This window comes from Anaeromyxobacter terrae (genome assembly GCF_022690685.1).
GTDB classification, from domain to species: Bacteria; Myxococcota; Myxococcia; order Myxococcales; family Anaeromyxobacteraceae; genus Anaeromyxobacter; species Anaeromyxobacter terrae.
Genome location: NZ_JALCYY010000008.1, coordinates 112,009 through 133,853, shown reverse-complemented (window position 1 = coordinate 133,853; position 21,845 = coordinate 112,009). Strand labels below are relative to the sequence as shown.

The 21,845-nt window shown below is 74.3% G+C and carries 19 protein-coding genes; 10 read left to right on the top strand and 9 right to left on the bottom strand.

Annotation, left to right across the window (positions count from 1 at the left end; all coding sequences use genetic code 11):
• Positions 1 to 80: 80 nt before the first annotated feature.
• Positions 81 to 1,931: an ATP-dependent zinc metalloprotease FtsH gene (ftsH, locus tag MNY62_RS05775; RefSeq protein ID WP_242343158.1), complete on the bottom strand. Its 1,851-nt coding sequence runs from the start codon at positions 1,929 to 1,931 to the stop codon at positions 81 to 83.
• A gap of 151 nt (positions 1,932 to 2,082) precedes the next feature.
• On the opposite strand from ftsH, the gene MNY62_RS05770 reads away from it, so the two are divergent.
• The 3 genes from MNY62_RS05770 to MNY62_RS05760 all read left to right on the top strand — a co-directional run bounded on the left by MNY62_RS05770 (position 2,083) and on the right by MNY62_RS05760 (position 4,656).
• Complete coding sequence (locus MNY62_RS05770) at positions 2,083 to 3,486, top strand: sigma-54-dependent transcriptional regulator (protein WP_242343157.1); 1,404 nt, start codon at positions 2,083 to 2,085, stop codon at positions 3,484 to 3,486.
• A complete protein-coding gene (locus MNY62_RS05765) occupies positions 3,487 to 3,993 on the top strand; it encodes a toxin-antitoxin system YwqK family antitoxin (protein WP_242343156.1) in 507 nt (168 codons plus the stop codon).
• A gap of 144 nt (positions 3,994 to 4,137) precedes the next feature.
• The gene (locus MNY62_RS05760) at positions 4,138 to 4,656 is read left to right on the top strand and encodes a hypothetical protein (RefSeq protein WP_242343155.1); all 519 of its coding nucleotides are present in this window, start codon (positions 4,138 to 4,140) and stop codon (positions 4,654 to 4,656) included.
• Between the two features lie 149 nt (positions 4,657 to 4,805).
• On the opposite strand, the gene MNY62_RS05755 is transcribed toward MNY62_RS05760, so the two are convergent.
• The 6 genes from MNY62_RS05755 to MNY62_RS05730 form a co-directional block, all read right to left on the bottom strand.
• Entirely contained in the window at positions 4,806 to 5,327 is a 522-nt protein-coding gene (locus MNY62_RS05755; protein ID WP_242343154.1) for a hypothetical protein, read from the bottom strand.
• Between the two features lie 116 nt (positions 5,328 to 5,443).
• On the bottom strand, positions 5,444 to 6,910 hold the full coding sequence (locus MNY62_RS05750; protein ID WP_242343153.1) for an MBL fold metallo-hydrolase: 1,467 nt from the start codon (positions 6,908 to 6,910) through the stop codon (positions 5,444 to 5,446).
• The gene (locus MNY62_RS05745) at positions 6,907 to 8,130 is read right to left on the bottom strand and encodes a M24 family metallopeptidase (RefSeq protein WP_242343152.1); all 1,224 of its coding nucleotides are present in this window, start codon (positions 8,128 to 8,130) and stop codon (positions 6,907 to 6,909) included. Before MNY62_RS05745 ends, MNY62_RS05750 begins: the two co-directional genes overlap by 4 nt.
• Before the next feature lie 24 nt (positions 8,131 to 8,154).
• Complete coding sequence (pyk, locus tag MNY62_RS05740) at positions 8,155 to 9,618, bottom strand: pyruvate kinase (protein ID WP_242343151.1); 1,464 nt, start codon at positions 9,616 to 9,618, stop codon at positions 8,155 to 8,157.
• Positions 9,619 to 9,629: 11 nt separating this feature from the next.
• Complete coding sequence (locus tag MNY62_RS05735) at positions 9,630 to 10,361, bottom strand: hypothetical protein (RefSeq protein ID WP_242343150.1); 732 nt, start codon at positions 10,359 to 10,361, stop codon at positions 9,630 to 9,632.
• Positions 10,342 to 11,091: a hypothetical protein gene (locus tag MNY62_RS05730; RefSeq protein ID WP_242343149.1), complete on the bottom strand. Its 750-nt coding sequence runs from the start codon at positions 11,089 to 11,091 to the stop codon at positions 10,342 to 10,344. The genes MNY62_RS05735 and MNY62_RS05730 overlap by 20 nt, the downstream gene beginning before the upstream one ends.
• Before the next feature lie 111 nt (positions 11,092 to 11,202).
• Between MNY62_RS05730 and MNY62_RS05725 the strand changes: the two genes are divergently transcribed.
• On the top strand, positions 11,203 to 11,787 hold the full coding sequence (locus MNY62_RS05725; protein WP_242343148.1) for a DNA-3-methyladenine glycosylase: 585 nt from the start codon (positions 11,203 to 11,205) through the stop codon (positions 11,785 to 11,787).
• An 81-nt stretch (positions 11,788 to 11,868) separates the two neighbouring features.
• Positions 11,869 to 12,885 carry a radical SAM protein gene (locus MNY62_RS05720; RefSeq protein ID WP_242343147.1) on the top strand — a complete coding sequence of 339 codons (1,017 nt, stop codon included), beginning with the start codon at positions 11,869 to 11,871 and terminating at the stop codon, positions 12,883 to 12,885.
• Positions 12,886 to 12,934: 49 nt separating this feature from the next.
• Here the strand turns inward: MNY62_RS05720 and MNY62_RS05715 are convergent, their stop codons facing one another.
• Together MNY62_RS05715 and MNY62_RS05710 are read right to left on the bottom strand one after the other, a co-directional pair.
• Positions 12,935 to 13,996: an inorganic phosphate transporter gene (locus MNY62_RS05715; protein ID WP_242343146.1), complete on the bottom strand. Its 1,062-nt coding sequence runs from the start codon at positions 13,994 to 13,996 to the stop codon at positions 12,935 to 12,937.
• Between the two features lie 30 nt (positions 13,997 to 14,026).
• Complete coding sequence (locus MNY62_RS05710) at positions 14,027 to 14,662, bottom strand: DUF47 domain-containing protein (protein WP_242343145.1); 636 nt, start codon at positions 14,660 to 14,662, stop codon at positions 14,027 to 14,029.
• Positions 14,663 to 14,981: 319 nt separating this feature from the next.
• Here MNY62_RS05710 and MNY62_RS05705 point away from each other — a divergent pair, with 319 nt between their 5' ends.
• The 5 genes from MNY62_RS05705 to MNY62_RS05685 are packed head-to-tail and all read left to right on the top strand — an operon-like array spanning position 14,982 to position 21,836.
• The gene (locus tag MNY62_RS05705) at positions 14,982 to 16,856 is read left to right on the top strand and encodes a sensor histidine kinase (protein WP_242343144.1); all 1,875 of its coding nucleotides are present in this window, start codon (positions 14,982 to 14,984) and stop codon (positions 16,854 to 16,856) included.
• Positions 16,857 to 16,864: 8 nt separating this feature from the next.
• Positions 16,865 to 17,596, top strand: coding sequence for a sensor histidine kinase (locus tag MNY62_RS05700; RefSeq protein WP_242343143.1), 732 nt, complete (start codon positions 16,865 to 16,867; stop codon positions 17,594 to 17,596).
• Entirely contained in the window at positions 17,593 to 17,997 is a 405-nt protein-coding gene (locus MNY62_RS05695; RefSeq protein ID WP_242343142.1) for a hypothetical protein, read from the top strand. Before MNY62_RS05700 ends, MNY62_RS05695 begins: the two co-directional genes overlap by 4 nt.
• Positions 17,975 to 19,927, top strand: a complete 1,953-nt coding sequence (locus MNY62_RS05690) for a hypothetical protein (RefSeq protein WP_242343141.1) — start codon at positions 17,975 to 17,977, stop codon at positions 19,925 to 19,927. Before MNY62_RS05695 ends, MNY62_RS05690 begins: the two co-directional genes overlap by 23 nt.
• Positions 19,902 to 21,836 (top strand): hybrid sensor histidine kinase/response regulator, encoded by a 1,935-nt coding sequence (locus tag MNY62_RS05685; RefSeq protein WP_242343140.1) that lies wholly within the window; start codon positions 19,902 to 19,904, stop codon positions 21,834 to 21,836. Before MNY62_RS05690 ends, MNY62_RS05685 begins: the two co-directional genes overlap by 26 nt.
• Positions 21,837 to 21,845: the final 9 nt, after the last annotated feature.

The following is a 21,845-nucleotide window of genomic DNA, read 5'->3' as shown; positions in this document are numbered from 1 at the left end:
AGCAGGGGTGGGGCCCCGCCGAGCTTTGCTCGGCGGGGCGGGAGACGCAGTCCCCCGTTCTAAAACTGGCGCAGCCCCCGTTAGACAGTCGCGGCGACCCGCGTGCCCGCAGCGCGGACCCGGCCGAGCGTCGCGGCGAGGTCCTCGCCGGCGAGGGTCTCGCGGCGGAGCAGCTCCTTCGCGGACTCCTCGAGGAGGGGGCGGTTGTCGAGCAGGATCGCGCGGGCGCGCTGGAACGCGGCGTCCACCGTCTCGCGCACGGCGACGTCGATCTCGCGCGCGGTCTCCTCGGAGTAGAGCCGCCGCACCCCGGTCACCTGGCCGAGGAAGCCCTCCGGCTCGGACTCGTAGGTCACCGGGCCGAGCGACCCGTCCATGCCGTAGCGGGTGATCATGTTGCGCGCGATGTCGGTCACCTTGGCGAGGTCGTCGGCGGCGCCGGTGGAGTAGTGGCCGAAGACGACCGCCTCGGCGGCGCGGCCGCCGAGCAGCACCGCCATCTTCGCCTCGAGCTCCTCGCGCGTCATGAGGTAGCGGTCCTCGGTCGGCCGCTGGATGGTGTAGCCGAGCGCGCCGATGCCGCGCGGGATGATCGAGATCTTGTGGACCGGGTCGGTGCCGGGCAGCGCCTGCGCCACGAAGGCGTGGCCCAGCTCGTGGTGGGCGACGATCTCGCGCTCGCGTGGGTTGAGGAGCCGGTTCTTCTTCTCGAGGCCGGCGACGATCCGCTCGATCGCCATGTTGAAGTCCTCCATGGTGATCTGCTCGGCGTTGCGCCGGGTCGCGACGAGCGCCGCCTCGTTCACGAGGTTCGCGAGGTCCGCCCCGGTGAAGCCGGGCGTGAGCGCCGCCACCTCGTCGAGCTTCACGCCGGGGGCGAGCGTCACCTTGCGCGTGTGGACCACCAGGATCTGCGTGCGTCCGGCGCGGTCGGGCCGGTCGACGAGCACCTGCCGGTCGAAGCGCCCGGCGCGGAGCAGCGCCGGGTCCAGGATCTCCGGCCGGTTCGTGGCCGCGATGAGCACGATGCCGGCCTGCGGGTCGAAGCCGTCGAGCTCGACGAGGAGCTGGTTCAGGGTCTGCTCCTTCTCGTCGTGGCCGCCCATCATCCCGGGCATGGAGGCCCGGGCGCGGCCGAGCGCGTCGAGCTCGTCGATGAAGATGATGGCCGGGGCCTTGAGCCGGGCCTGCTCGAAGAGATCTCGCACCCGCGCCGCACCGACGCCCACGAACATCTCCACGAACTCCGAGCCGGAGATGGAGAAGAACGGGACGCCCGCCTCGCCGGCGACCGCCTTCGCGAGGAGCGTCTTGCCGGTGCCGGGCGGGCCGACGAGCAGGACGCCCTTCGGCATCCGCGCGCCGAGCCGGCCGTAGCGCTTCGGATCCTTCAGGAACTCGACGACCTCCTTCAGCTCCGCCTTCGCCTCGTCGACGCCGGCCACGTCCTCGAAGGTCACCTTGGTGTCGGTCTCGACGTAGACCTTCGCCTTCGACTTGCCGATGGCCATGAGCCCGCCGCCGGGTCCGCCGAGCTGCTTCGCCATCCGGCGCCCGAGGAAGACCCAGATCCCGAAGAAGAGCGCGATGGGGAGGACCCAGGACAGGATGAGCGGGACGAGCTCGTTCTGGAAGCGGCCCGCGTAGACGACGCCGTGCTGGTCGAGCTCCTTCGCAATCTCCGGGTCGACCCGGGTGGTGACGAAGCGCTTCTTGCCGTTGAGCGGCTCCTTCAGCTCGCCCTGCACGTCGTCCTGGGAGACCACCACGCGGGCGATCTTGTCCTCCCGGACGAGCTTCTGGAACTCGCTGTACGGCAGGGTCTGGACCGCCTGCGACTGGGACCACCAGTTCTGCAGGAGCATGACCCCGAGGGCGGCGAGCAGGACGTAGCCGAGGTTGAAGCTGGTGGTCTTCTTGTCGAGGGGCATCGAGGGCTCCCACCGCGAATTCCGGCGTCCCCCGATCCGTAACCACCCGGCGGGCGATGACAAACACGAAATGTCGCAGCCAGACCTTCGGAAAAACGAGGGCGGGCGAGCGAGCGTCCCCGGGGGAGCGTCGGTTACACTCTCGACCCCGATGGCTCGCATCCTCATCGCCGACGATCACGACGCGGTCCGCGAGGGCATGGCGATCGCCCTCTCTCGCCTGGGACACGACGTCCTCGCCGTGCGCGGAGGCGCCGAGGCGGTCGCCGCCTACCGCAAGAAGCCCGCGGAGGTGGTGGTCACCGACCTCCGCATGGTCCCGGTGGACGGGATCCAGGTGGTGCGCCGGCTCCGCGAGGCGGACCCCGACGCGACGGTGCTCGTCGTCTCGGCCCACGGGACCATCGCCGTCGCGGTCGAGGCGATGCGCGAGGGGGCCATCGACTTCATCGAGAAGCCGTTCTCGCCCGAGGTGCTCCGCGCCCGCGTGGAGAAGGCCATCGAGATCGCGCGCGAGCGCAAGGGCGCGCGGAACGCCCGCGCCCGCGCCGAGGCGCTCGAGGAGGACCTCGGGCGCGATCGGTCCCACGGCCTCGTGGGCAGCTCCGAGCCGATGCGGCGCGTGCTCGACCACGTGCGCAAGGTCGCCGCCACGGGCGCGACCGTGCTCGTCCTCGGCGAGTCCGGCACCGGCAAGGAGCTCGTCGCGCGCGCCATCCACGACGGGAGCCCGCGCCGCGAGCAGCCGTTCGTGTCGATCTCCTGCGCCGCCATCCCCGAGGGCCTGCTCGAGTCCGAGCTCTTCGGCCACGAGAAGGGCGCCTTCACCGGCGCGATCCGCCGCAAGCTCGGGCGCTTCGAGCTCGCGAACGGCGGCACGCTCTTCCTGGACGAGGTCGGCGAGATCCCGCCCGCCGTGCAGGTGAAGCTCCTGCGCGTCCTGCAGGAGCGCCAGTTCGAGCGCGTCGGCGGGGAGGAGACGGTGGAGGTGGACGTGCGCGTCGTCTCCGCGACGAACCGCGACCTCGCGCAGATGGTGGAGAGCGGCCGGTTCCGCGAGGACCTCTACTACCGGCTCAACGTGGTGCCGATCGTGCTGCCGCCCCTGCGCGACCGGCCCGGCGACGTCGAGGAGCTCGCGCGGTTCTTCGTCGGCCGGCTCGCGCCGCGGATGGGGCGCGCCGTGACGGGGCTCGCGCCCGAGGCGATGGAGCTCCTCCGCCGCCACCGCTGGCCGGGCAACGTGCGCGAGCTCGAGAACGTCATCGAGCAAGCGCTCGTGTTCGCCGAGGGTGAGGTCGTCCGGCCGCGCGACCTCCCCGAGGGCGTCCGCCGCGCGCCCCCGGCGCCTTCCCTCCCGGTGCCGAGCGGCGATCGGAGCCTCACCGACATCCTCGAGGACCTCGAGCGGCAGCTCATCCTCGCCGCCTACGAGAAGGCGCGCGGCGTGAAGGCGGAGACGGCGCGGCTCCTCGGCATCAAGCCCTCGGCGCTCTACTACAAGCTCGAGAAGTACGGGATCGTGAAGGCCGGCGAGAAGGCCGAGGAGCTCTGAGTGACGGCCCTCGCCCTGGCGCTCGCGCTCGCCGCGGCGCTCGAGTGCCCGCCCGGCGCCGCGCACCGCGGCCTCGCGCCGCCCGACGGCTTCGAGGAGTGGTGCGAGGGGAAGGACGTGGCGGGGCAGCCGCGCCGCGAGGGGCCAGCGCGCCGCTACTACGACGACGGCGGCCTCTGGATCGAGGAGCGCTACCGCGCGGGCGAGCGGGACGGCGCGTTCGTCGAGTACCACCGCGGCGGGGGCGTCGCGCGCGCGGGGAGCTACGCGCGCGGCGCGAAGACGGGGCTCTGGACGGTCTTCGCCCCGTCGGGCGCGCGCGAGGAGGAGGCGGAGTTTCGGGACGGCGTCCCGCACGGCCGGTTCGTCGCCTACTGGCCGTCGGGGGCGACGCGCACCGAGGGACGCCGCTGCGGGGGCGCCCAGTGCGGCACCTGGCGCAGCTACGACGAGCGCGGCAACCTCGTCGGCAGCGGCGACTACGCGGAGCCGTCGCTCACTCCGTGACCCCCCGCGAGCGGGTGACGGGTGTGTGACGGATTTCCGAGGATCCCGACGGGTTTGCGCAAGTCCCGCCCCGCGCGCGGCGTGTAAGTGCTTGATCCGGGCCGCGAGGGGCGCGGGCACGTGGGTTGCTCTCCTCACCCGCAGATGTTCGAAGGCATCGCCCTCGCCCTGCTCCTCTGCGCGCCGCCTGCCGAGCTCGATGCTCACCGCGCGGAGCTCGATCTCCTTGCGGTCCGGATCCAGGAGCTGAAGCTCCGCCAGATCCACGGCGAGAACGTGCGCCGCGAGCTCGAGCGGCTGCTCGTGCGGGCGCAGGAGCTCGCCGGCGCCATCGAGGCCGAACTCCAGCGCGAAGGCGCGCTGCCGGCCGCGCTGCCGCCCTCTCCCGACGAGCTGCGCGAGCGCGCCGACGCCGCCCGCGACGAGGCCGACCGCCTCGCGGCGGCGGTCCACGCGCTCGACATCCGCATCACCACCGCCAGCAACGAGCTGCGCATGGCCCAGTTCGGCGCCTCGCTCACGACCGGGCAGGATCCCGAGCGCCACCGCCGGCTCCGCGTGCTCATCGAGCAGCGTCAGCTCCTCGCGCATCGCGAGCGCCTCGCGCTCGCCGAGGCGGCGCGCCTCGAGACCGAGGCGAAGGCGATCGAGGGCGAGCGCTAGCGAGCCGGGGCGTCGCCGTCCTGCGTGCTGGACTGGACCGCCAATCACGCGTGGTGACGGGCAGCGAGTCCGCCGGGGCGCGGGGCATAGCCCCCGCTACAGGGAGGGGCCCCGTCGCGAAGAGACGGGGAGGGACGCAGCCCCCCGTTCTAACTGTCCCGGCGCGAGCCGCGCGGACGCGCGGACTCGCTCTCGAGGTACGCGTCGAGCGCGGCGGAGGGGACCGGCACCGCGAGCCAGGTCGCGACGAGCGCGCCGTCGGCGAGCGCGATCTTCTGCTCGACCCCCGGCGTGAGCTGCACGGTTCCGCTGGCCTTCACGTCGTGTCCCGGCACCCACAGCGCGTAAGCGAGCGCGATGTCGCCCGTCGCGTCCCGCACCGCCTCGACCCGGAACGCGACGCGCACCGCGCCGGGCTCGCCAGGCTCGTGGAGCACCACCTCGGCGGCCTTGCCGGCCGGGGCGATGATCCGCGGACGCGCCACGATCTCGCCGCTGGGATCCCTGAGCTCCAGCGCGACGAGCTGCCCGGCGGAGCCAAGCTCGCGCTCGGCGCGGGCGCGCGCGATCGCCCCGTGTGTCCGGACCGCCACCTCTGTCGAGGCGCCGCCGACCAGGAAGGCCGACACGAGCAGGAGACCGACGCGGGCGGCTGACGCGCGGGGGAGCATGGGACCGTCCGGCTGCAACGCACGTGCCCGCACGGCCGTCCGGAATTTCGGGGGTTTGGGGAATTCTGGCGGTGGGTCCGCGTGGCATTCCCGAGGCGCCGCTCGGAAATCCGCGATCAGGCTCGCCGCCAGCCCTCCCCCGTCGGCGTGGCCCGTCCCTCCGCGGCGAGCTTGTGGAGCGCCGCGAGGCAGCTGCGCTCGGCGAGCGGGAGCGCCGCGGGCGGGGTGTCCGCGTACGCGCGCGCCGTCACGTCCGCGAGCGAACGCGAGCCCTCCTCGAGCGCGGCGACGACGAGCGCCTCGCGCGCGTGGCGGTGCGCGAGGTAGGCGCCGAGCCGCTCCGGCGCGGCGGGCGCGGGCGGGCCGTGCGCCGGGTAGAGCGTGCGGGGGCCGAGCGCGCGGAGCCGCTCGAGCTGCCGCTCGTACTCGGCCATGTCGCCCTCGGGCGGGTCGATGACGATGGTCGAGAGCGTCGAGACCATGTCGCCGCACACGAGCGCGCCCGTGTCCTCGTCGAGGAAGGAGAGGTGCTCGCGCGCGTGACCGGGCGTCTCGAGGACCCGGAAGCGCCCGCCGAGGAGCTCCCCGTCGCGCACCGGGCGCACCTCGACGCCGCCGGGCACGCGGCCGGCGGCGAGCCGGTGGCCGAGGACCGGCACGCCGTAGCGCGCCGCGACGCGCGCGACCGCGCCGGTGTGATCGGGGTGGGCGTGCGTGAGCCACACCGCGCGGGGCGGCCGGCCCTCCGAGGCGAGCGCGTCGAGCGCCGCGAGGAGCGCCGCCTGCTCCGCCGGGTCGGACGCCCCCGGGTCCACCACCGCGAGGCCGTCGCCGGCGGGAACGAGCCAGGCGTTCGTGTGCGTCGCGGGCGGGATCGTGGGTGTGCGCAGCGCGGCGAGGAAGAAGCCCTCCTGGAACTCGATGCGCCGGGAGACGAAGGCGTCGCAGTGCGGCGGGGCGGAGAGCGCCGCGAGGGACGGCTCGCCCGGGCGCGCGAGCACCCGCAGCGCGTGCAGGTTCGGCGGGTGGAGGAGCAGCTCGCCCGCGGACCAGCGCCGGAGCGCCCGCGCCACCGGGACGAGCGCGCCGCCCGCGAGCTCGCCCGCCCACACCTCGGGCGCGTCTTCCGCCTCGAGCCGGACGAGGAAGAGGCGCGCGTCGTAGCGGAGCGGGAGGTGCGGAGGCGTGATCCAGCGGCCGGCGGGGGCGAGCCGCGCGGGGTCGAGGGCGAGGCCGTGCCGGGTGAGGAAGGCGCGGAACGAGAGGATCCCCTCGAGCACCGCGCGCCGCCCCTCGGCCTGCTCCGCCGGCGACGGCGCGTCACCTGCTCGGCGCGCGAGGAGGACCCCCGTCTCCTCGAAGAGCTCGCGCGCCGCGCAGGCGACGAGCGCGGCCGCCTCGCCCGCGTGCCCCGGGACGTCGAGCTCGGCGTCCTCCGGATCGAGCCGCCCGCCTGGGAAGGCGTGGAACCCCGCAGCGAAGCGCCGCTCGACGCCGCGGCGCACGAGGAACACCTCGCGGCCGCCCGGCCCGTCCCGGAACAGGACCACCGCGGTGGCGACGACGGCGGGCGAGGCGCTCATCGGATCCGCACGAGCTCCCGCTGGATCTTCGAGAACACCTTCGGGCCGTCGTCGGCGAGGAACACGTCGATCTCGCTGCGCACGCCGAGCCCCTCCTCCGGCAGGTAGATGCCGGGCTCGATCGAGAAGGCGAGCCCCGGCACGAGCGGGCGGGTGTCGTGGGTCTCGAGGTCGTCGAGGTTCGCGCCGTCGCCGTGGACGGCGAGGCCGATGGAGTGGCCGGTGCGGTGGACGAACCGGTCGCCGAAGCCCTGGCTGGAGATGTGGTCGCGCACGGCGCGGTCCACCTCCCAGCCTTGGAGCGTCTTGCCCTCGCGGTGTGCGCGCTCGAGCGCCGCGAGCCCCGCGTCGCGCGCGTCGGCGGTGACGCGGAAGATCCGCTCGAGCCGCTCGGGCGGCTTCTCCCCGCAGTAGCCGACCCAGGTGATGTCCGCGTACACGTCGCGCGGGCCCGTGCCCCGCGCCCAGAGGTCGATGAGCACCATGTCGCCCGCGCGGATGGGCGTGGGCGTCTGCTCGGAGGGCGCGTAGTGCGGGTCGCCCGCGTGGGCGTTCACCGCGACGATGGGCGGGTGGTCCGTCTCGAGGCCGGCGGCGGCGAAGCGCTCCATGAGGAACGTCTGCACGTCCGTCTCGAGGAGCGTCTCGCGGGCGCGGAGCGCCTCGCCGATGCGCGCGAAGGCCGCGTCCTTCGCGGCGTCGATGGCGGCGAGCGCGCGGCGGTGGCTCTCCACCTGCGCCGCGTCCCAGCGGCACAGGAAGCGCTGGACGAGGTCCGCCGAGGAGACCACCTCGACGCCGAACGAGCGCACGAGCTCGAGCGTGCCCGCATCCACGCGCGAGAGGTACGGGATCGCGCCCATCGGGAAGTACTCCATCGCGATCCGGGCGCTCGGCGGGAGCGCCCCAAGGAGCCGCGCGAGCGCCTCCTTCAGCGAGGCCCAGGAGGCGTACTTCTCGCGCCGCCCCGGGATGTCGGGCGGGAACGAGCCGAGCTCGATGGCGTGCACGAGCGCGACGGGCTCGCCCGCGGCGGGCACGAGGTAGAACCAGCGCCGGGTGAGCATGTGCCCCTGGAGACCGACCGCGCTCACCGCGGTCGGGTTCTGCCCGTGGAAGTCGTAGAGCAGCCAGGCGTCGAGCTTCGCCTCGGCGAGCGCGCGCTGCAGGGCGGGGATTCCGGCGGAGGGGATGGGCGCGGCGGAGGTCGGGGGGGCCATGTCGTCGTGGATCTCCAGGGGCTTCTAGACGGGCACGCGGTAGCGCTGCGCCGGGCCGCGGTCCGAGGGGTGCGTGATCTCGTGCAGCCGGATGGAGTTCGTCGCGCCGGGGATGCCGAGCGGCGAGCCGTGGACGAGGACGACCCGATCGCCCGGGCTCACGACGCCCTCCTCGAGGAGCCGGTCGGAGACGAGCTCGGCCATGAGGTCGGCGCTCTTCACCGGCTCCATGATGCGCGGGACGACGCCCCAGTAGAGCGCGAGCCTCCGGCGGATCGACTGGTCGGGCGAGAAGGCGATGATCGGCACGCGCGGCCGGAAGTGCGAGAGGAGCCGCGCGGTGGTGCCGGAGAGCGTGAAGCAGCAGATCGCGACCGCGGCGGCGGCGTCGGCCGCCTCGCAGGCGGCGGCGGCGGTGACGAGGTTGAACGGCGCCGGGCCGGGCGGGACGCCGAAGACCCCGGTGGTCGACGGGCTCGTCTCCGCCTCGCGGACGATGCGGTCCATCATCTGCACGGCGTTCACGGGGAAGCGTCCGCTCGCGCTCTCCGCGGAGAGCATCACCGCGTCGGCGCCGTCCCACACGGCGTTCGCGACGTCGGACGCCTCCGCGCGCGTCGGCCGGGGGTGCTCGATCATCGACTCGAGCATCTGCGTGGCGATGATGACCGGCTTCCCCGCGGTGTTGGCGCGGCGGCAGATGTCCTTCTGCAGGAGCGGGACGCGCTCCGGCAGGATCTCCACGCCGAGGTCGCCGCGGGCGACCATGACGCCGTCGGCGGCCTCGATGATCGCGTCGATGGCGTCGAGCGCCTCGGGCTTCTCGATCTTCGCGATCACCGGGACGATGCGGCCGGCGCGCTCCATCTCGTCGCGGCAGGCCCGCACGTCGTCCGCGGAGCGCACGAAGGAGAGCGCCACCGCGTCCACGCCGTGGGCGAGCCCGAAGGCGATGTCGGCCCGGTCCTTGTCCGAGAGCGCCTCGGCGCGCAGCGTCACGCCGGGCAGGTTGATGCCCTTGTGCTCGCGCAGCACGCCGCCCTCGACCACCTCGCAGCGGGCGCGCACGCCGTCCGTCCCGAGGACCCGCAGCTCGATGAGCCCGTCGTCGACGAGCAGCCGATCGCCCGGCCGGACGTCCTCCGCGAGGTGGGGATAGGTGGTGGAGACGCGGTGCGCGTCGCCCTTCACCTCGGCCTCGGTCGTGATCTCGATCTCCGCCCCGGGCTCCAGGCGCACGCCCTCCCGCCCGACCGCGAGCGGGCCGGTGCGGATCTTCGGGCCCTGGAGATCCTGGAGCACGGCGATCGCGCGGCCGAGGTGCCGCGAGGCCGTCCGGATGCGATCGAGCATCTGGGCGTGGTCCTCGTGCTGCCCGTGCGAGAAGTTGAGCCGCGCGACGTCGACTCCGGCGCCGAGCAGGCGCTGGAGGACGTCGGGGTCGGACGAGGCGGGACCTAGGGTGGCGACGATCTTGGCGCGGCGCATGGGGACATCGTTTAGCGCCAGGCGGCGAACTCCGTCCAGGCTTCTGCCTGAGCCTGGCATTTGCCCCGCCGATGCCACGAAAGGACGTGCAAGATCTTCCAGGGCGTGCTGTCCGCCGCGCCGATCGTGAGATCGCGGCGCCCCTCGCGGCGCAGGCTGAAGAGCTCGTCGTCTCCGATCACCTCGAGGAAGTCGTAGTAGACGGGGCCGCACTCGGCGGGCTCGAACTCCGACCAGTCCTCCCGGACGCGGAAGAGCGGCAGGTCGGGCCTCGGGTCGATCTGCGTGATCGGAAGGATGTCGGTCCCGCCGCCCTTGTACGCCCCCTCGAAGAGGATGAGCTGATCGACGATCGCCGCGCCGGTGCCGGTCGCGAGGCGCAGGCCGAGGAACGGGAGCGGCTCGCCGTCCGGTCCGATGCCGCCGCCGCTGCGAAGGAGAACGAGCGTCGCCGGCGCTCCGTCGAGCTGCGCCGGGAGCACCACGCCGCCGGGCACGTCGTCCCGGAAGCGGACCTCGACGTCGATCGGGGCCGCACCCTCCGCGAGCACCACCCCCGCCAGCACGAACACCGTCGGCGCGACGATCCGGCCGGTGCCGGCGAGCACGTAGGAGTCGAAGCCCGGCGGGAGCTCCGGCGTCACCTGGATCGCGAACGGATGCGTCTCGACATCGCGCGTCCCGCACGCGGCGAGCGCGGCGGCGAGCACCGAGGCGAGCAGGCTAGATCGCCATGCCGACACGGACCCTCCACTGGCCGAGGCCCGAGAGGCCCGGCCGCGCCCAGACGAATCCCTCCGCGCCCACCACGAAGCGCCCGAAGGCGCGCTCGACGCCCGCGCCCAGCTCGGCGTCCCGGGTCCAGCCCGGTCCGGCCGGCTTGAGGTTCGAGACCCAGCGGATGTCCGCGCGTCCGTAGAGCGTCGCGAGATCGAGGACGAGCCCCGCGGTCGCCGAGCCGCGGAACGCCGTCAGGTTCGCCATGGTGGCGTCGCCGGGGACGAAGACCTGGCCCACCGACAGCTCTGCGCTGGCGCGGAACAGCCCCTGCGAGGTCGGCGAGGCGCGCACGCCCGCGTAGATCCCGCTCTGCCCGCGGAAGCGGTCGTAGAGGAGGAGCGTGTCCGCGCGGAGGGTGAGATCGATCCAGCTCCCGAGGCCGAGGTCGGCGCGGAGGCCGCTCCGCAGCCAGCCCAGATCGAGCGAGACGAGCAGGTCGCCGCGGCCGACGGGCCCGAGCGCGAGCGAGCGCGCGGGGACCTCCGGCTCGAAGTCGCGGTCGTCGCCGGTGACGTACGTCTCGCCGCCTTTCGCGGGCGGCGGCTCGGCGGGAGGTGGCGGCGGCTCCTGCTGCGGCGACGCCTGCGGTGACCGCTGCTGCGGCGGCTCCTCCGGAGCGCCGACGGCGCTCGCGGCGCGGCCGCTCAGGGGCGCGGCCGCGAGAACGAGGAGGATGATCGCGAGGGGCCGCACGGGGAGGACGGAGCGTAACGCGCGGCGCGCGGACCGTCCCCGGGAAACTGCGTATCCGCGGGGGGCGCTTGACGCCGGCCGGCCCCGGGCTGGTACCGTCGGCGGTCCTGAATGAAGCTCGCCCGGGAGTTCTACGCCCGCGACACGCGCGAGGTGGCGCGCGACCTGCTCGGAAAGGTGCTCGTCCACTGCGACGGGGGCGTGCGCCGCGCCGCGCGCATCGTGGAGACCGAGGCGTATCACGGCCCGGACGATCGGGCCTCGCACGCACGCTTCGGCCCGACCCGCCGGGCGGCCATCATGTTCGGGCCACCCGGCGTCGCCTACGTCTATCTCATCTACGGCACGAGCCACTGCATGAACGTGGTCACCGGCGGAGAGGGGTTCCCCTCCGCGGTGCTGCTCCGCGCGGGCGAGCCGGTCGAGGGCTGCCTCCACTCGACGCGCGGCCCGGGCAACCTCTGCCGCGCGCTCGCCATCCGGCGCGAGCACGACAACGGCCGCGAGCTCACCGGCGACGATCTGTTCGTGCTCGACGCGCCGCCCCCCGCCGAGCCGATCATCGCCGCCCGCCGCGTGAACGTCGACTACGCCGGCCCCTGGGCGGAGCGGCCGTGGCGCTTCGCGCTGGAGGGGAACGCCTTCGTGAGCCGCGCGCCGGGCGCGTGGCGCCGGGTCCGCCGCGTCCGGCGATGACCGCGCTCGAGCCGCCGAGGGGGTGACCACTCGCCCGGGCGATGGCTCGCGCCGGGTGGGAGTTGGGCTATGGTGCGCCGCGTGCTCCACCTCCTCGGGCAGGACAGCCGCGCGCTCGCGAAGCGGACCGGCATCGCCCTCGACGACGCCCGCCGCATCCTCGGCGCCGTGATCGGGCGGGGCGCGCCGCTCCGCGCGGCGCGCAACGTCCGCCGCGAGGTGCTCGATCGGGTCGAGGCGCTCGCCACGCCTGGCGAGCTGCGCCGCGTCACGACCGTCGACGCGAAGGACGGCTTCCGCCGTTACCTCTTCGAGCTGCCGGACGGGGCGCGCGTCGAGGCGGTGCGCATCCCGCTCTTCGACACGCACCACACGGTCTGCCTCTCTTCGCAGGCCGGCTGCGCCCTCGCCTGCGCCTTCTGCGCCACCGGCACCCTGGGGCTCACGCGATCGCTGCGCGCCTGGGAGATCGTCGCGCAGCTCCTCCACGTCCGCGCGGACGCGGCGCGGCCCGTCACCGGCGTCGTCTTCATGGGCCAGGGGGAGCCGTTCCTCAACTACGACGCGGTGCTCGACGCGGCCTACACGCTCTGCGATCCGGCGGGCGGCCGCATCGACGCGCGGCGCATCTCCATCTCCACCGCCGGGGTGGTGCCCATGATCCGCCGCTACACGGCGGAGGGGCACAAGTTCCGGCTGTGCGTCTCGCTCAACGCCGCGATCCCCTGGAAGCGCCGCGCGCTCATGCCGATCGAGCAGGGGTTCCCGCTCGAGGAGCTCGTCGACGCGATCCGCGAGCACGCCGCGAGGCGCGGCCGGGTCACGCTCGAGTACGTCATGATCTCCGGGGTGAACACGGGCGAGGAGGACGCCGCCGCCCTCGGACAGCTCCTCGCCGGGATCCCCGTACGGCTGAACCCCATCGCCGTGAACGACGCGAGCGGTCGCTACCGCCCGCCCGACGAGGCGGAGTGGAGCGCGTTCCGGGACGCGCTCGGACGCGCGCTGCCGGGGCAGCCCATCGTGCGGCGCTACTCGGGCGGGCAGGACGAGCACGCTGCGTGCGGCATGCTCGCCTCGCGGGCGCGCGGCTCCTGACGCCGGGACCCGGCGAGAAGCCGGGCGCAGCCCCCGCTGGATCGTCCCGTCAGGTCAGCGCCCTGACGATCGCGTGGGTCACGAAGAAGACGATCGTCGCCACGAGCGCCGCGGCCGGGATGGTCAGGATCCAGGCCCACACGATCCGCCCGGCGACGCCCCAGCGCACCGCCCGCGTGCCCTTCGTCGAGCCCACCCCGACGATCGCGCCGGTGATGGTGTGCGTCGTCGAGACCGGGATGCCGTAGTGGGCGAGCGCGAGGATGGTGACGCCGCCGCCCGTCTCGGCGCAGAAGCCGCCGATGGGCTGGAGCTTCGTCAGGTTGTGGCCCATCGTCCGCACGATGCGCCAGCCGCCGAACATCGTGCCGAGCGCGATGGCTCCGTGGCAGGAGAGCACGACCCAGAACGGCACCGGGAACTTGGCCGCCACGTCCGCGGTGGAGACGCGATCCGCCCAGATCGTGCCGTAGAGGATGACCGAGATGATGCCCATGACCTTCTGGGCGTCGTTCGTGCCGTGGCTGTAGCTGAAGATTCCGGCCGACACGAGCTGCAGCCGCCGGAACAGGGCGTCGACGCGCGCGGGCGTCTTCCTCCGCACCACCCAGGCGGTGAGGACCATCATCGTCGAGCCGAGCACCATGCCGATGAGCGGCGACAGCACGATGAACGCGGCGATCTTGGCGATGCCCGAGCCGATGAGGCCGGAGAAGCCGAGCGGCGGAAGGGCGGCGCCGATCATGCCGCCCGCCAGCGCGTGGGAGGAGGAGGACGGGAGCCCCCACCACCAGGTGAGGAGGTTCCAGACGATGGCGCCCATCAGCGCGGAGAAGATCACGGTGAGGACGAGCGGCGTGCCGTGCGCGCGCAGCAGGTCGAACTGCACGATGCCCTTGCCCATCGTGGCGGCGACCTTCAGCTCCACGCCCCACAGCACGGGCGCGGCGGAGATGAAGTTGAAGAACGCGGCCCATGCCACCGCCCACAGCGGCGAGAGCACGCGCGTCGAGACGACGGTCGCGATCGAGTTCGCCGCGTCGTGGAAGCCGTTGAGGAAGTCGAACGCGAGGGCGACGAGGATGAGCCCGACGACGATGGGGAGGAGCATGGAGGAGGGCTGATCGGGAGGCGTTCTGCGCTAGGCGTGCTCGAGGACGACGCCCTCGATCACGTTCGCGACGTCCTCGGCCCGGTCCGTCGCGGTCTCGATGAGATCGATGATCTCCTTCCACTTGAGGACCGTGAGCGGGTCGTTGCCGCGCTTGAAGAGCTTCGCCATGGTGCGGCGCGTGAGCGTGTCGGCCTGGTTCTCGAGGACGTTCATCTCCTTGCACGCCTCGAGGATCCTGCCGGGGTTCTTCTTCATGTCCCGCAGGCCCGCCACCGCCTCGCGCATCTTCTCCGACTGCGCGACGAGCACGGCGGCGAGGTCGCGCGCGTCGGGGAGCACCTGGTCGAGGTCGTAGAGCCCGAGCCGCTCCGCCGCGGCGTCCGCCAGATCGAGCACGTCGTCGATGCGCGACAGGAGCCGGTGGATCTCGGCGCGATCGAAGGGCGTGATGAACTGCGTGTGAAGCCGGGCGAAGGCGCGGTGGGTGATGTCGTCCGCGCGGTGCTCGACGTCCTTGATCGCCTGGACCTTGGCCGGCACGTCGGTGAAGTCGTCGAGGAGGGCCTTCAGGAGCTTCGCGCCCTCGACGACGGTGGCGGCCTGAGCCTCGAAGTCGGAGAAGAAGTCGTCCGACTTCGGCATGAGCTTCTCGAGCAGGGTCATGGAAGGGCTCCGGGGTGCGTCAAGGCGCGCGAACCATACCCGACCTGGGACGGCAGTCCAACGGAGCCGCGCCCCCGCGAGCCTTTTGCGCTCAAAAGATCATCCCCCGAAAGGGGTCGTACTGATCCGGGAAACTCAGTGCTTTCCCGTAGATGGATGGCAGCATGTAGGGCGCTCCACCACCCTGAGGCTTGCTCGCTCGCACGGTGCCCTTCCATATTGCCGCTCCCGGGCGGGCACATCGGCGGAACAGGATCGGTCCGCCTCGCGTTTCCCGACCCGGGTGCGCGCGTGCTCACCCGGAGGCCTCTCACCGTACATGCGTTTCGCCGCCAAGATCGGCCTCCTGCTCCTCGCCGTGGGCGTCCTCCCGGTCGCCCTGCTCGGCATCGCCTCGTACAAGGTGAGCCGGGACGAGCTGCAGCGGACCGTCGGGCGCATGCAGGAGCAGTCGGCCGAGGATCTGGCCCTCTTCAGCGAGCGGTTCGTCTCGGGAGCGCTCGAGAACCTGCGGCTCTCCACGAGCGCGGTGCTGCCGCTCGACGTCTACTCCCACTCCGAGCTCCGCAACATCCTCGGCCTGCAATACCGGCAGCTGCCGTTCCTCTCGATCCTCGCCATCGTCGACGACGACAAGGCGCCCGTCGCCGGGCCCATCTTCGTCGCGGTCCCGCGCTCCCCCGCCGACGCCGTGCGGCCCGAGGACCCGCGCCTCGCCGGCCGCGTCCAGGTGACCGACGACGCGCTCGACTCGTTCGCCCGGCGGCTGCCCGCCCCGCCCGCGGAGGTCGGGCGGCTCGAGCTCTCGAAGCCGTACCGCGGGGCGGACGGGGTCCCGCGCCTCGCCGTCGCGGTGCGGCTCGAGCCGAATCGAACCCTCGCTGCCGAGATCGTCCTCACCGACGTCGCGACCCGCGTGGCCGAGCTCACGCGCAAGGGCGCGGGCGTCGCCTACCTCGTGGACGGGCGCGGGGAGCTCCTCGCGCACGGCGAGCCGGACGGGCGCATCGCGGGAGAGGAGAAGGCGCTGCCCGAGGTCGGGTTCGCGAGGACCGGCGCCCTCTCGCGGCTCGTCCATCGCGCCGACGGCCGGCGCTGGCTCGCCGCCTTCGCGCCGGTGAAGACGTACGGCTGGGGCGCGGTCGTGGCGCAGCCGATGAACGTCGCCTTCGCCGCGACGGAGAACCTCGGCGCCTACACCGTCACCATCGCGGGCCTCGCGATCCTGCTCGCGCTCTCGGTCGGCTCGCTCCTCGCGCGGCGCGTCAGCCGTCCGGTGCAGCGGCTCTCCTCCGCCGCGGCGGCGATCGCGGCGGGCGACTACGGCACGCCGGTCGAGGCCCGCGGCCGCGACGAGATCGCCGAGCTCGGGCGCGCCTTCGGGCGGATGACCGCCGAGATCCGGCGCCGCGACGAGGAGATCCGCGGCTGGAACCGCGAGCTGCAGGCGCGGGTGGAGGAGCGCACCGCCGAGCTCAAGGCCGCGCAGGACCAGATCCTGCGCACGCGCCGGCTCGCCGCGCTCGGCTCCCTCGGCGCGGGCATCGCCCACGAGCTCAACAACCCGATGACCGCCATCACCGGGTACCTCGCCATCGTGAGGAAGCAGCTCGGCCCGGCCAGTCCGCAGGGCGAGCTCATCGCGAACGCCCAGGAGCAGGCGGCGCGCGTCGCGCGCGTCATCGAGGACCTGCGCAGCTTCGCCGACCAGGAGCGCTCCGCGCTGGGCCAGCGGTTCTCGCTCGTGCGGCCGGTCCGGGCCGCGCTCGACCTCTACGAGGATCGCCTGCGCGCGGCCGGCATCGCGGTGTGCGCCCGCTTCGAGGAGCCGCTCCCCGACGCGCAGGGCGACGTCGTCCAGCTCCAGCAGGTGGTCGCTCACCTCGTCGAGAACGCGATCAACGCCATGCCCCGGGGCGGCACGCTCGAGGTCTCGCTCGGCTCCATCGACGGGGACGCCCTCCGGCTGCGCGTCGCGGACACGGGCAAGGGCATCCCCTCCGGCCTCCGCGAGCGGATCTTCGATCCCTTCTTCACCACGAAGGACCAGGCGGGCCGTGTCGGTCTCGGGTTATCGGTGTCGCACAGCATCGTCGAGGCGCATCGAGGGAAGATCCTCGTCGAGAGCGAGGAGGGGGCCGGCGCCGCCGTCACCGTCCTCCTCCCGGCCGCCACGGCGGCTCACCTGGCGTAGGGAGACCGATGCCGCGCAGGACGGACGACGTGCTGGCGGGCCTCGACGCGGAGCTCTTCGCGCCCGGGCTCCTGCACGAGCTCAAGCAGCCGCTCATGGGCGCCGACGCCGCCGCGACGCTGCTCGAGCGGAGCCTGGGGAGAGCGCTCGACGCCGTCGAGGAGTGGCGGATGCTGCGGGGCCAGCTCGCGCGCATCGCCGAGATCGTGAGCGGGTACGAGGAGCTCCTGCGGCCGGAGGCGTCCCCGCCCGCGCCGTTCGCGGTCGGCCCGGTGGTGGGCCGCTCTGTGGAGCTCCTCGCCCACCGGGTGCGGCCGCTCGGGCAGCGCTTCACGCTCGGCCTCGGCCCCGGCAGGCTCGAGGGGTTCGGCCGCCCCGCCGCCCTCGTCCACGCCGCGACGAACCTCCTCGCGAACGCCCTCGACGCGATCGAGGACGCCCCCGGCGCGCGCCTCGAGGTGCGCGTCCTCGAGCACGGCCCGCACGCGGTCGAGGTCCGCGTCTCGGACGAGGGCGTGGGCGTCTCGTCCGACGCGCGCGCGCGCATGTTCGAGGCCCGCTTCACGACGAAGGCTCCGGGCAAGGGAACGGGGCTCGGCCTCCACATCGCGCGCCGCCTGATGGCGCAGGACGGCGGACAGGTGTACCTCGTGCCGGAGGAGGATCCCGCCCGCTTGCCCTGGGCCGTGACCGAGTTCTGCGTGCGGGTCCCCGCCCCCGGCGCCGGAGGTGCGCGATGAGCGGCTTCAAGGTGATGGCGGGCTTCGCCGCCGGCGCGACCCTCGCCGGCATGGTCGTGGGCGTCGCGCGGCTCACCGAGACGGTGGAGCCCGCGACGGCCGTGGCCGAGACGCCGGCTGCGACGAAGGCCCCCGCGCCGAGCGGGCCGCCCGTGGAGGAGCCGCCGCCGCGCTGGCATGCGCCGGAGGGCGCGCCCGAGGAGGTCACCGCGGGCGTGCTCGCGAAGGTGGCCTCGCGCCGCGCCGAGGCGGAACGCGGCTGCCGGACGAGCCGCGAGCCCGCCGCGACCGAGAAGCGCGGCCGCAAGGGCGCGCGGGCCGAGAAGGCGGCGCGCTGCCCACCCGAGGAAGGGATCGAGTCGGTCGAGATCGACTGGAATGGCCCTCCCGCGACGCGCTGAGCCGGGGCTGCGCGCCCTCCTCTGTGTGGTCGCGGGCGTGCTGCTCGCGACGGCTGCCCCCGCGCACGCGGCGCGGGCCGTTCGCGTCGCGGAGGGAGGCACCCCGGCGGGCGGCGGGGCGCTCCGGTTCAGCGCCGAGCCGAGCCGCCTCCTGCTCGGGCGCGACGGCTCCGCCGAGCTCCGGATCTGGGCGCCGCCGGAGGTGGAGGAGCTCTCGGTCAGCGCGAGCGCCGGGCGCGTGGACGGGGTTCGCCGGCTCCCGAACGGCGGGTTCGCCGCGCGCTACCGTCCGCCCGCGGAGCGCTTCCCGCAGGTCGCGATCATCGCCGCGACCGCCCGCGGCGCCGCCGGCCCGCTCGACGGCTGGATCGCGCTCCCCCTCCTCGGCCAGGGCGATGCGCGCGTCCGCGCGAGCCCCGGCCAGACCATCTCCCTGCGCATCGGCGACCGCACCTTCGGCCCCGAGGTCGCCGGTGAGGACGGGCTCGCCGTCATCCCGGTGATCGTGCCGCCCGGCGTGCGCGAGGCGCATCACGGCTTCAGGCCGATCGACCTGCACGTCCCCGAGACGCCGCTCGTCCACGCGGTCGCGCATCGCGCGACGGTGCAGGCGGACCGGCAGGAGCAGGTGCGCGTCGTCGCGTACGTCGTCGCGCCCCACGGCGCCGCGCGGCGCGGTGACGTGCCGGTGGTCGAGCCGTCGCGCGGCTCGGTGTCGGTGTCGCCGCGCGAGGCGGGCGCGTACGAGGTGCTCTGGACCCTGCCGCCCGGTCCGGCGGGCGAGGAGCGGCTCGCGGTGCGGCTCGCGGGGGCGCCCGCGTCGAGGGCGATCGTCCGGGTGGGCGCGTCGCCCGGCCGGCCGGCGGCGGTGGCGCTCGCCTTCGACCGCGAGGCCTTCGTGGCCGGCGGGGACTCGGCGGAGGTGGTCGTCACCGCGCGCGTGGTGGACGCGGCGGGGAACGCCACCCAGGGCGGCGCGGTCGCGCTCGGGGCCGTGGGCGGAACCCTGTCCCGCCCGGTCGAGCGCGCCCCCGGCGTCCACGAGGCGCGCCTCGTCGTGCCGCAGAAGTTCGGGAGCCGGCGCGAGGTGCTCGTCACCGCCCGGGCCGAGGCGGAGGGGCTCTCCGGCTCGCGCGCCCTCCCGCTCCTGCCCGGCCCGCCCGCGGTGGCGCGGCTCGACGAGCGCGTCGTCGTCGCGGACGGCCTCCGCGAGGCGACGCTCCGGGTGACCGTGCAGGACCGATACGGGAACCCGGTCGCCACGGCGCCCGCCGTCACGGCCGCGCGGGGCAAGGTCCTCGAGGTCGCGCCGGAGGGCGAGGGCGTCTACCGCGTGCGCTACCTGCCGCCCGCGGTGGAGGCGCGGAGCGAGGACGCGCTCGCGCTCACGGCGGGGGGCGTGCGCTCGCGCGGGAGCGTCGTGCTCGTCCCGCCGCGCGGCCGGGACGGGCTCATCCTCGCCGCCGGCGTCGCGGCGGGGCGCGGAGACGCGCTCGGACCGCGGGCCGGCCTTGCGCTCGAGCGCGACACCGCGCTCGCGCCGGCCGGGCTGATGCTGTCCTGGCGCGTCGAGGCGGAGTGGATGGGCCTGAGCCGCCGGCGCGCGACGGGAGACGGCCAGGATCCGATCGCCTCGAACGTCGGCGGGCTCCTCGCCGGCGTGAGCGCGCGGCGCGAGCTCGGGGGGCTCGCGGCCTGGGTCACGGGCAGCGCGGGGCTCGTCCTCGAGTCGTCGCGCCCGGGCGATGGCGGGGCGGCGCCGGCCGGGAGGCTCTCGGTGGGTGCGGGCTGGCCGCAACGGGGCGGGGTGCCGTTCGTGGAGGCGAGCGTGCTCGCGGCAGGGCGCGGCGCCCTGCCGGCGTTCGCGCTCTCCCTGGGGGTCCGGCTCGGCCGGGAGAGGTCGCATGGCGACGATCCTGATCGTCGATGACGAGCCGGTGATCCTCGACGTCTTCCGCCGCTTCCTCGAGGGGGACGGGCGGCGGCTCCTGCTCGCCGGCTCCGTCCGCGAGGCGCTCGCCATCGCCCACGAGGCGCGCGACATCGACGTCGCCATCATCGACAAGAACCTGGGCGACGGCTCGGGGCTCGACGTCGCCCGCGGGCTCAAGGCCGAGAAGCCCGACGCCGAGGTCATCCTCGTCACCGGCTACGCCTCGATCGACTCCGCCATCGCGGCGGTCCAGATCGGCGCGTTCGACTACGTGACGAAGCCGGTCTCCGACTACGACGCGCTGAACCTCAAGGTCCAGAACGCGATCGACAAGGGCCGGATGCGGCGCGAGCAGCGCGACCTCGTGGTGCGGCTCGTCCAGAGCGAGGCGCTCCACCGCGGCGTGTTCGAGACCTCCTCCGACGCGATCCTCCTCGTCGACAGCGCGAGCGGCCAGATCGACGACGCGAACCCCGCCGCGGAGCGGCTCTACGGCGAGACGCGCGACGCGCTGCGCGCGCGCCGCTACTCGGAGCTGCTCGCGGCGGGCGCGGAGGGCGCGGAGCGCGACGCGGCGGCGCTGCCCGCGCCCGGCGCGCGCTCGGCCCCGGCGCGTCACCGCCGGGCCGACGGCGTGGAGCTCCCGGTCGAGCTCACCGCGGGCGAGCTGCCGCTCCAGGACCGCGCGCTGCGGGTGCTCTCGATCCGCGACGTCTCCGAGCGGGAGCGGGCGGAGGAGGAGCGGCGCGCGCTCGAGCAGAACCTGCGCCAGGCGCAGAAGATGGAGGCGGTCGGGCGGCTCGCGGGGGGCGTCGCGCACGACTTCTCGAACGTGCTCGCCGTGATCCTCGGCTACTCCGAGCTGCTCATGCGAGATCTCCCGCGGGGCGACCAGCGCTCGCGCGAGAGCGCGGAGGGCATCGTAGAGGCGGCGCACCGCGCGGCGGGCGTGACCCGGCAGCTCCTCACGCTGTCCCGCAAGAAGCTGCTCCGCCCGGAGGTCCTCTCCCTCAACAAGGTCGTGCAGGACCTCGGCAAGCTCCTCTCGCGCGCCATCGGCGAGCGGATCGAGCTCACCACGCGCCTCCAGGACGCTCCCTGGCCGGTGCTCGCCGACGCGGACCAGCTCGCCCAGGTGCTCCTGAACCTCGCCGTGAACGCGCGCGACGCCATGCCCGACGGCGGCCCGCTCGCCCTCGAGACCGCGAACGTGGAGCTCGCGGAGGCGCCGCGCGACCTCCCCATCCCCGCCGGCCGCTACGTCACGCTCTCCGTGAAGGACGGCGGCTGCGGCATGAACGACGAGGTCCGCTCGCGGATCTTCGATCCGTTCTTCACCACCAAGGAGACCGGCACCGGCCTCGGGCTCGCCACCGTCTACGGCATCGTGCGCCAGGCCGGCGGCGCGATCCGCGTCGAGTCGCGGCCGAGCCAGGGCGCCACGTTCACGGTGTTCCTGCCGGTCAGCGCGGAGCACGCCGGGCGCGCGCACGTTCCGGTGGCGGCGGCCGCGCCGCGCGGTCTCGGGGAGACCGTCGTGCTCGCCGAGGACGAGGACGCGCTGCGCGTGCTGCTCGGGCGGGTCCTCGCCGGGAGCGGCTATCACGTGGTCGCGGGCCGCAACGGGGCCGAGGCGCTCGAGGCGGCCCGTGCCCGGGGCGCGCGCGTGGATCTCCTCCTCGCCGATCTCGTGATGCCGCGCATGACCGGGGCGGAGCTCGCCGACGCGCTCCAGGGAGAGCAGCCGGGCATGAAGGTGCTCTTCATGACCGGCCACACCGAGGACGTGCTGGTCGAGGACCGCCTCCGCGACGGCGACGTGGAGCTCATCCAGAAGCCATTCACGAGCGAGGCGCTCCTCGGCCACGTCCGCCGCTTGCTGGGGCCGGCGAAGGCCAGCGCGTAGAGCGAGCGG

What these genes read in the sequence shown, in the direction of transcription:
- ftsH (WP_242343158.1), bottom strand. Translation starts at nt 1,931, where the DNA reads ATGCCCCTCGACAAGAAGACCACCAGCTTCAACCTCGGCTACGTCCTG.
- MNY62_RS05770 (WP_242343157.1), top strand. Translation starts at nt 2,083, where the DNA reads ATGGCTCGCATCCTCATCGCCGACGATCACGACGCGGTCCGCGAGGGC.
- MNY62_RS05760 (WP_242343155.1), top strand. Translation starts at nt 4,138, where the DNA reads ATGTTCGAAGGCATCGCCCTCGCCCTGCTCCTCTGCGCGCCGCCTGCC.
- MNY62_RS05755 (WP_242343154.1), bottom strand. Translation starts at nt 5,327, where the DNA reads ATGCTCCCCCGCGCGTCAGCCGCCCGCGTCGGTCTCCTGCTCGTGTCG.
- MNY62_RS05750 (WP_242343153.1), bottom strand. Translation starts at nt 6,910, where the DNA reads ATGAGCGCCTCGCCCGCCGTCGTCGCCACCGCGGTGGTCCTGTTCCGG.
- MNY62_RS05745 (WP_242343152.1), bottom strand. Translation starts at nt 8,130, where the DNA reads ATGGCCCCCCCGACCTCCGCCGCGCCCATCCCCTCCGCCGGAATCCCC.
- pyk (WP_242343151.1), bottom strand. Translation starts at nt 9,618, where the DNA reads ATGCGCCGCGCCAAGATCGTCGCCACCCTAGGTCCCGCCTCGTCCGAC.
- MNY62_RS05725 (WP_242343148.1), top strand. Translation starts at nt 11,203, where the DNA reads ATGAAGCTCGCCCGGGAGTTCTACGCCCGCGACACGCGCGAGGTGGCG.
- MNY62_RS05715 (WP_242343146.1), bottom strand. Translation starts at nt 13,996, where the DNA reads ATGCTCCTCCCCATCGTCGTCGGGCTCATCCTCGTCGCCCTCGCGTTC.
- MNY62_RS05710 (WP_242343145.1), bottom strand. Translation starts at nt 14,662, where the DNA reads ATGACCCTGCTCGAGAAGCTCATGCCGAAGTCGGACGACTTCTTCTCC.
- MNY62_RS05705 (WP_242343144.1), top strand. Translation starts at nt 14,982, where the DNA reads ATGCGTTTCGCCGCCAAGATCGGCCTCCTGCTCCTCGCCGTGGGCGTC.
- MNY62_RS05700 (WP_242343143.1), top strand. Translation starts at nt 16,865, where the DNA reads ATGCCGCGCAGGACGGACGACGTGCTGGCGGGCCTCGACGCGGAGCTC.
- MNY62_RS05695 (WP_242343142.1), top strand. Translation starts at nt 17,593, where the DNA reads ATGAGCGGCTTCAAGGTGATGGCGGGCTTCGCCGCCGGCGCGACCCTC.
- MNY62_RS05690 (WP_242343141.1), top strand. Translation starts at nt 17,975, where the DNA reads ATGGCCCTCCCGCGACGCGCTGAGCCGGGGCTGCGCGCCCTCCTCTGT.
- MNY62_RS05685 (WP_242343140.1), top strand. Translation starts at nt 19,902, where the DNA reads ATGGCGACGATCCTGATCGTCGATGACGAGCCGGTGATCCTCGACGTC.